Origin of the sequence: Pseudooceanicola nanhaiensis DSM 18065 (assembly GCF_000688295.1) — a bacterium.
In the GTDB taxonomy this organism is placed as follows: domain Bacteria; phylum Pseudomonadota; class Alphaproteobacteria; order Rhodobacterales; family Rhodobacteraceae; genus Pseudooceanicola; species Pseudooceanicola nanhaiensis.
In genome coordinates, this window is record NZ_JHZF01000020.1 from 96,640 (window position 1) to 103,178 (window position 6,539).

A 6,539-nucleotide genomic window follows, 5' to 3' on the forward strand; every position below is an offset into this window, starting at 1 on the left:
TGATCTCAGCGGAAGGGCGTGATTCACCGCGCAAAAACAGAGCGGTGATATGTCTGATCTCTTCTGGCTGAGCGACGCGCAGATGGCTCGTCTGGAGCCCTACTTCCTGAAGTCCCATGGCAAGCCAAGGGTCGATGACCGACGTGTCTTGAGTGGCATTATCTTCTTAAATCGCAACGGGTTGCGCTGGCGCGATGCACCGGCGGAGTATGGTCCTCACAAGACGCTCTACAACCGTTGGAAGCGGTGGAGCGAGAGCGGCGTCTTCGCGGCGATGATGGCCGGACTGGCTGCCGGGCACGGCGAGACGAAGACCGTGATGATAGATGCCACCTATCTGAAGGCCCACCGCACGGCGTCCAGTCTGGGCGTCAAAAAGGGGGGCGCGGTCGCCTGATCGGTCGCACCAAGGGCGGCATGAACACCAAGCTTCATGCCATCTGCGCGACAGCCAGGGACGTCCTCTCAACCTGTTCGTGACGGCCGGTCAGGTCAGCGACTACGTCGGTGCGCGGGCGCTTTGCAGCCGTTTGCCGAAAGTCGACTGGCTGCTCGGAGATCGCGGCTATGATGCCGATTGGTTCAGGGAAGCGCTTGAAGACAAGGGGATAAGCGCCTGCATCCCGGGCCGGAAGCAGCGGACGACGCCGGTGAAATATGACAAGCGCCGCTACAAACGCCGAAACCGTATCGAGATCATGTTCGGCAGGCTGAAGGACTGGCGGCGTGTGGCGACCCGCTATGACCGCTGCCCGAAAGTCTTCCTATCGGCCATCGCTCTCGCCGCTATCGTCATCTACTGGCTATGAGATGCCGTAACGGGGCCTGCGCCACACGCCGCCGTTACCGCTTGCCAGCTGTCGCGCGAGCTGTCGCCGTACCCGCATCGCACCCTGGAGGAGGATCACGGAATGAGACTGTTTGTCGGACTGGATGTATCGCTCGAGAAAACCGCTGTCTGCGTACTGAACGAGCATGGGGGGATCGTGAAGGAGGCGGAAGTCGCCAGCGAGCCCGAGGCCTTGGAGCGTTGGATCGGCACGCAGCCGGGCAGCATTGCTGCCGTCGGTCTCGAAGCCGGGCCGCTGTCTCAGTGGTTGCATCGGGGACTTTCGACCGCCGGCCTGGACGTGGTGCTGATGGAGACACGCCAAGTGAAGGGTGCCCTGAAAGCGATGCCGATCAAGACTGACAGAAGGGATGCCGAGGGCATCGCGCGGTTGCTGCATCTTGGGTGGTTCCGGCCGGTTCATTGCAAATCCGTCTCGGCGCAGGAAGTCCGCGCCTTGCTGACGGCGCGCAAGGCGGTCCAGCAAGGGATGCTCGCGCTTGAGATGTCGCTACGCGGGTTACTGAGGAACTTCGGCCTTAAGGTCGGCGCCATCTCCCGTGGGCGGTTCGAACACCGCATCCGAGAACTGGCCGCAGACAATGTGATGCTGGACGCTGCGACCGAGCCGATGCTCCGCGCCCGTGCCTCCCTGCGCCATGAACTTGCCCGGCTCGAGCGGCACGTGCGCGGCCTGGCCCAGGAGGACGAGGTGTGCCGGCGCCTGATGTCTATGCCGGGGATCGGCGCGGTCGTGGCGCTGACGTTCCGCTCTGCGGTCGATGACCCGGCTCGGTTTAAATCTTCGAAGAAGGTCGGGCCGTGGGCTGGCCTGACGCCCTCTCGTAATCAATCCGGCGAGCGGGATGTCTCGGGCCATATCACCAAGGCGGGTGATGCGGGGCTACGCCGCGCCCTTTGCCAGGCCGCGACTGTCATGATGAACCGCGGGCCATCGACGTGGCTCAGAACCTGGCCCGCGCAGATTGCCCGCCGCCGCGGCCGAAAATGCGCGATGGTTGCGCTGGCACGGCGGATCGCGGTGGTGCTGCACCGGATGTGGCGTGATGGCACCGTGTTCCAATCGGAAGCTCCCATCGGCCAATCAACATGATCGACTGAAGCTTTTACGCGTCCTGCCTGACGGCAGGTCTTAGAGAGGTCCCTAGGGACGTGGTTCCGATGATGTCGTGCTCAGGACTGATGCCGGCTTTGCCGAGCACGCCTATGAGATGGACACATCGGAATTGCACCGAACCCGCATCTTGATGGCAGCCCTCGCGCTGACCACGAACCGAAGCATGAACCCGGGTGATCTCGCAGAAGAGAAGACGGCGCCAGCAGAGCGAATCGAAACCATGGAAATGTATACCCGCGGTCCCGCGGACAATCTCATGCGGCCGAAACCGCTTGACCGGGACGGCCCCGTTACCGAAGTCCTGAGCCTAGGCGAGGAGATCGTGACGGACGTGACGACGCTTGTCGGGCGAGGGGCCAGCCGCTTCATGCTGGCCTACAACCCTGAGCAGGCCGATGCGAGCTACGGTCAGCTGATCGTGCGTGCGACCGATGCCACACTCATCCCCGATGTTGCGGCGCGTCTCAATCGCGAACTGCTGGCGCAATTCCCCAATGCTCTTATCCGCGTCGAGGAGATCGTCTTCGGTCCGCCTGCCGGGGCCGACGTCGCCGTCCGGTTTTCCGGACCCGATCCGGTGGTCCTCCGGCAGCTATCGGCTGACACGCTCGCGATCTTCGACGAGGCCGGCACGATCACAAACCCGCGCACAGACTGGCGGCAGCGCGAAATTCTCGTCTAACCCATCGTCGACGAGGCTCGCATGCGGTTGGCCGGTGCGACTCGCGGATCGATTTCGGACACCGTGCAATACGGCACCTCGGGCCTGCGGGTCGGCACCCTGCGCGAAGGCGATGCCGAAATCCCGATGTATCTGCGGCTTCCCGAGGTCGAGCGCGACGGGCTGGATCGTTTGCGCGATCTCTCCGTCTGGTCGCCGGGTGCAAATGGCTATGTGCCGATGGCCAACCTCGTCTCCGGCTTTGAGCCCCGCCTCGTCGAGGCCCTTATCCACCGCCGCGACCGTGAGCGTACGATAACGGTCCTCGGCGGTGCAGGCGGCGACCTGACAGCAGATGAGGCCTTTCGCAGTGTCCGCTCTGATATCGAAGCCATTCGGCTTCCCGAAGGCTACACGATGAAATGGGGTGGCGAGTTCGAAAGCGCGGGAGAAGCGCAGGCAAGTCTCGGCAAACAGCTTCCCTTGGGCTTTCTGGTAATGCTGACAATTTCGATCCTGATGTTCAACAAAGTGCGCCAGCCACTGATCCTGTAGATCGTGGTTCCGATGTCGGTCACGGGGATGGTTCTCGGTCTGCTGTTCACTGGGCTACCGTTCACGTTCACGGCGCTTCTCGGCTTCTCTGAGCGCCCTCGACCCGTCTTAAGGACGGTGTAGGCATGTTCCGTCGCCTCAAGCGCGCCTTCGAGAAAACCGCCGAATGTCGGAGCCACTTCGGTGCCGCCAAAGACGAGTGCTTCGTCCCACAGGCCTGAAAGAACGCACCGCAGGCCATAGTTCGAGTGGGCAAAAAAGACAGCGGAACTGCGGCTGGTAGAACGCCAGGGTATCCGTCCGGCGTAACCGCCTTTGACACTCAAGTTGGCTGCCAATTCCAGGGAGTGAGGTCGTCGATGCGGTTGATCTTGTGATCGGAGATGCGGGTCAGCACCCAGGTCAACCAGGCTTCCGGATCGACGCGGTTCATGCGGGCGGTTTCGATGAGGGTGTAGGCAATCGCTGCGGCCTTTCCGCCGCCTTCCGACCCCATGAACAGATAATTCTTCCGCCCGAGGGTCAGCGGCCGGATTGAGCGCTCGCAGATGTTGTTGTCCAGCTCCAGGCGGCCGTCTTCGAGATAGGTCCTGGCCTTGGGCATGCGGCTGAGGGCGTAGCGAAAGGCCTCGGCCAGTTTGGTTTTCCCCGATATTTTAGGCAGTTGAGCCTTCAACCAGATCTCCAACTCGTCGAAGATGGGCCTGGCCTTTGTCTGTCGCAGGACGACGCGTTCGTCCGGCGATTTGTGCCGCGCCTCTTTTTCGACGGCATAGAGCCCGGCGATGCGTTCGATGGTTTCCCGGGCGATGGTGGAGCCGTTTCGTTCAAAGACATCCACGAACTTGCGACGGACATGCACCATGCAGGCCTGCTCGCTAGCCAGACCCTCGCCGAACAACCCGTTGAAGCCGGTGAACCCGTCGGCATGCACGATGCCTTTGTAACCCGCGAGATGCCCGGCGGGATGTTTACCCTTGCGATCCACGCTGAACTGGTACCAGGCACAGGGCGGAGCTTGTCCGCACCAAGGCCGTTCATCGCGGACATAGCTCCACATCCGCGCGGTCTGGGCTTTGCCGGTCTTGCCCCCGATCTGCATCTTGACCGGGGTATCGTCGGCGAAGAGAGTGGGTCCCGCCCGCACCTGCTTGCCAATGTAATCGGCCAGGGGTGCCAGGAGCGCCGTCGACCGCCCGACCCAATCGGTCAGCGTCAACCGGTGCAGATCGACCTTCTCGCGGGCGTAAATCTCGGATTGCCGGTATATTGGCAGGTGATCGCAGTACTTGCCGACCAACACGTGCGCCAACAGACCGGGGCCGGCGCGCCCTCGTTCGATCGGCCGGCTCGGCATTGGAGACTGTGCAAAGGCTTCGCAGCAGTTGCAGGCCATGCGCGGGCGCACAATCTCGCGGATGACGAACCGCCCCGGAATGTATTCCAGTTCTTGCGTCACATCCTCGCCAAGTGCCCGCATGGTCCCGCCGCAGTCGGCGCATGTCTCGCCCGGGGACAGCACCTCGGATTGCCGTTCCAGATGGTCGGGCAGCGGGGCACGGCTGTGCCTGCGCTTGCCGGGGTTGTCGTCATCGACCTGACCGGCTTCCTCCTGCAGGGCCGCCGCGGCATCGGCGATCTCGGCGTCCTCGTGAAGGGCAAATGCCAGTTGGTCCAGGCTTTCCGACTTGGAGCCGAACCTTGCTTTGCGATGACCAGCCAGTTGATGTTCGAGCTTCTCGATTTTCAGCGCCTGGGACCTGGCCAGATCGCGTAGCTGTGCCGTGAGGGCACGGAGCTCGTCGTGATCGGATGGCCGGGTTCGCGGCATCTCAAGCATTGCCGGAAGAGTACCGTTTCGCCGCGCGCAAGTGAAGCTTAAGGTGCTGGGTTGTCGGGCTAATTGCCAGTCGTTAGGGGCCGCCACATCTTCTGCGGCATGCGCCAGTCGATCCCCTCCAGGAGCATCGACAATTGCGATGGGCTGAGGCTGATTTTGCCCTCCTTGGCAGCAGGCCAGACGAAACGCCCGCGTTCCAGGCGTTTCGAGAACAGGCATGCGCCCTGCGCGTCCCACCAGATGATTTTCAACAGGTCACCCCGGCGCCCGCGGAACACAAACAGGTGGCCGGAATACGGGTCCTCCGCCAGCACCTTTTCCGTCTGCGCGGCGAGCGTGTTGAAGCCCGGCCGCATGTCGGTGACCCAGGCCGCCAGCCAGACCCACGTGTTGCTCGGCACCGGGATCAAGTTATCAGCCCCTGGACCAGCCTGACCACGGCCGACAACGCCGTCGGTCCTTCGATGACGATCCGCCGACCGTCCGAGAGCGTGATGTCGATGCGATTGGCCAGAACGGTCCCATTGTTCAGACCGAGCGTCTCCACGCGCGCCGCGTCCGTCCGGTCCTCAATAGTCGGGCCAGAAATGTCCACCGGCAGAAAAACGTCGCCGTCCTCCGGTGCACTACTCCCCAACCCTGGACCGCCGGAAGCTGGATTTTCCCGGCGCTTTGGGAGTCATGATCGAGCTATTTGCTCGCGAAAAGGGGATAGCACGCGGTCAGGTCGTCGATATTGCAGTATTCGAGGCCCTGCTTCGGTTGATGGATTATCCTGTTCCCGCATTGACTGGCGCGAACCTCTCGCCGCGACGCAATGGGCTGCGCCAGCCGATGGACTTTGCTCCGGGGGGGATGTTCCGAACGTCCGATGGGGTGTGGCTGAGCGTTTCGGCAGGGAGCGCGGAAACCGCGCAGCGCCTGTTGCGGGCGGTCGGAGGCGATGCCCTCGCCGATGACCCGCGGTTCGCGACATTGGGCGAGATGTCGCGGCACATGACGGTGGTCTTTGACGCGATCAATGATTTCGTCACGCAGCACACGGCTAAGGAAGTGGAAGCGGTATTCGCCCGCCATGATGCGGTTGCCTCGCGTGTGTTGAGCGTCGAAGAGATCATGACGAACGAGCAGATACGCCATCGTGGGGACATCGTGTCGGTCGACGGCGAACAGACCCAGGTCATTGGTCCGGTCCCTCATCTCAGCGCGACGCCCGGTCAGCTTCGTTGGCTGGGACGTAACCGGCCGGTTGATACCGTCGCCTGATCCTACGACTTCCAGTTCCACGGGAGCAGTTCGTCGAGGCGGTTGATCTTGTGATCGTGGATACGGTCGAGGACATCAGCAAGCCACGCTTGCGGGTCCAGCCCGCTCATCTTCGCCGTCTCGATCAGGGTCATGGCCCGGGCGAGGGTTTCCCCGCCGCTGTCGGAGCCAGCGAAGAGCCAGTTGCGGCGGCCAACGCCGATCGGGCGCATGGCGCGCTCGGCCGGGTTGTTATCGATCCCGATGCGAC

Annotated in this window: 8 protein-coding genes and 1 pseudogene; 5 read left to right on the forward strand and 4 right to left on the reverse strand. The window is 62.8% G+C overall.

Features of this window, described 5'->3' with window-relative positions; genetic code table 11:
- The first annotated feature begins 49 nt into the window (after positions 1 to 49).
- The 4 genes and pseudogenes from Q344_RS25915 (at position 50) to Q344_RS26665 (ending at position 3,183) form a co-directional block, all read left to right on the forward strand.
- Positions 50 to 809, forward strand: a pseudogene (locus Q344_RS25915) (IS5 family transposase).
- A 102-nt stretch (positions 810 to 911) separates the two neighbouring features.
- Positions 912 to 1,943 (forward strand): IS110 family RNA-guided transposase, encoded by a 1,032-nt coding sequence (locus Q344_RS0122615; RefSeq protein ID WP_028288714.1) that lies wholly within the window; start codon positions 912 to 914, stop codon positions 1,941 to 1,943.
- 76 nt (positions 1,944 to 2,019) lie between these two features.
- Complete coding sequence (locus tag Q344_RS26660) at positions 2,020 to 2,649, forward strand: efflux RND transporter permease subunit (protein WP_028288715.1); 630 nt, start codon at positions 2,020 to 2,022, stop codon at positions 2,647 to 2,649.
- A 3-nt stretch (positions 2,650 to 2,652) separates the two neighbouring features.
- Positions 2,653 to 3,183 carry an efflux RND transporter permease subunit gene (locus Q344_RS26665; protein WP_268238702.1) on the forward strand — a complete coding sequence of 177 codons (531 nt, stop codon included), beginning with the start codon at positions 2,653 to 2,655 and terminating at the stop codon, positions 3,181 to 3,183.
- A 322-nt stretch (positions 3,184 to 3,505) separates the two neighbouring features.
- On the opposite strand, the gene tnpC is transcribed toward Q344_RS26665, so the two are convergent.
- The 3 genes from tnpC to Q344_RS26525 form a co-directional block, all read right to left on the reverse strand.
- The gene (tnpC, locus tag Q344_RS0122635) at positions 3,506 to 5,014 is read right to left on the reverse strand and encodes an IS66 family transposase (RefSeq protein WP_156954796.1); all 1,509 of its coding nucleotides are present in this window, start codon (positions 5,012 to 5,014) and stop codon (positions 3,506 to 3,508) included.
- 68 nt (positions 5,015 to 5,082) lie between these two features.
- The gene (gene tnpB / locus Q344_RS0122640) at positions 5,083 to 5,433 is read right to left on the reverse strand and encodes an IS66 family insertion sequence element accessory protein TnpB (protein ID WP_028288718.1); all 351 of its coding nucleotides are present in this window, start codon (positions 5,431 to 5,433) and stop codon (positions 5,083 to 5,085) included.
- On the reverse strand, positions 5,430 to 5,570 hold the full coding sequence (locus tag Q344_RS26525; protein WP_229669273.1) for a hypothetical protein: 141 nt from the start codon (positions 5,568 to 5,570) through the stop codon (positions 5,430 to 5,432). The genes tnpB and Q344_RS26525 overlap by 4 nt, the downstream gene beginning before the upstream one ends.
- A gap of 74 nt (positions 5,571 to 5,644) precedes the next feature.
- On the opposite strand from Q344_RS26525, the gene Q344_RS24950 reads away from it, so the two are divergent.
- On the forward strand, positions 5,645 to 6,289 hold the full coding sequence (locus Q344_RS24950) for a CoA transferase (protein WP_268238700.1): 645 nt from the start codon (positions 5,645 to 5,647) through the stop codon (positions 6,287 to 6,289).
- 2 nt (positions 6,290 to 6,291) lie between these two features.
- Here the strand turns inward: Q344_RS24950 and Q344_RS0122655 are convergent.
- A partial coding sequence (locus Q344_RS0122655; protein ID WP_156954793.1) for a transposase domain-containing protein occupies positions 6,292 to 6,539 on the reverse strand: 248 nt, incomplete at its 5' end.

Bases quoted from the DNA above. Each gene is read 5' to 3' on its own strand.
- Q344_RS0122615 (WP_028288714.1), top strand. From the start codon at position 912: ATGAGACTGTTTGTCGGACTGGATGTATCGCTCGAGAAAACCGCTGTC.
- tnpC (WP_156954796.1), bottom strand. From the start codon at position 5,014: ATGCCGCGAACCCGGCCATCCGATCACGACGAGCTCCGTGCCCTCACG.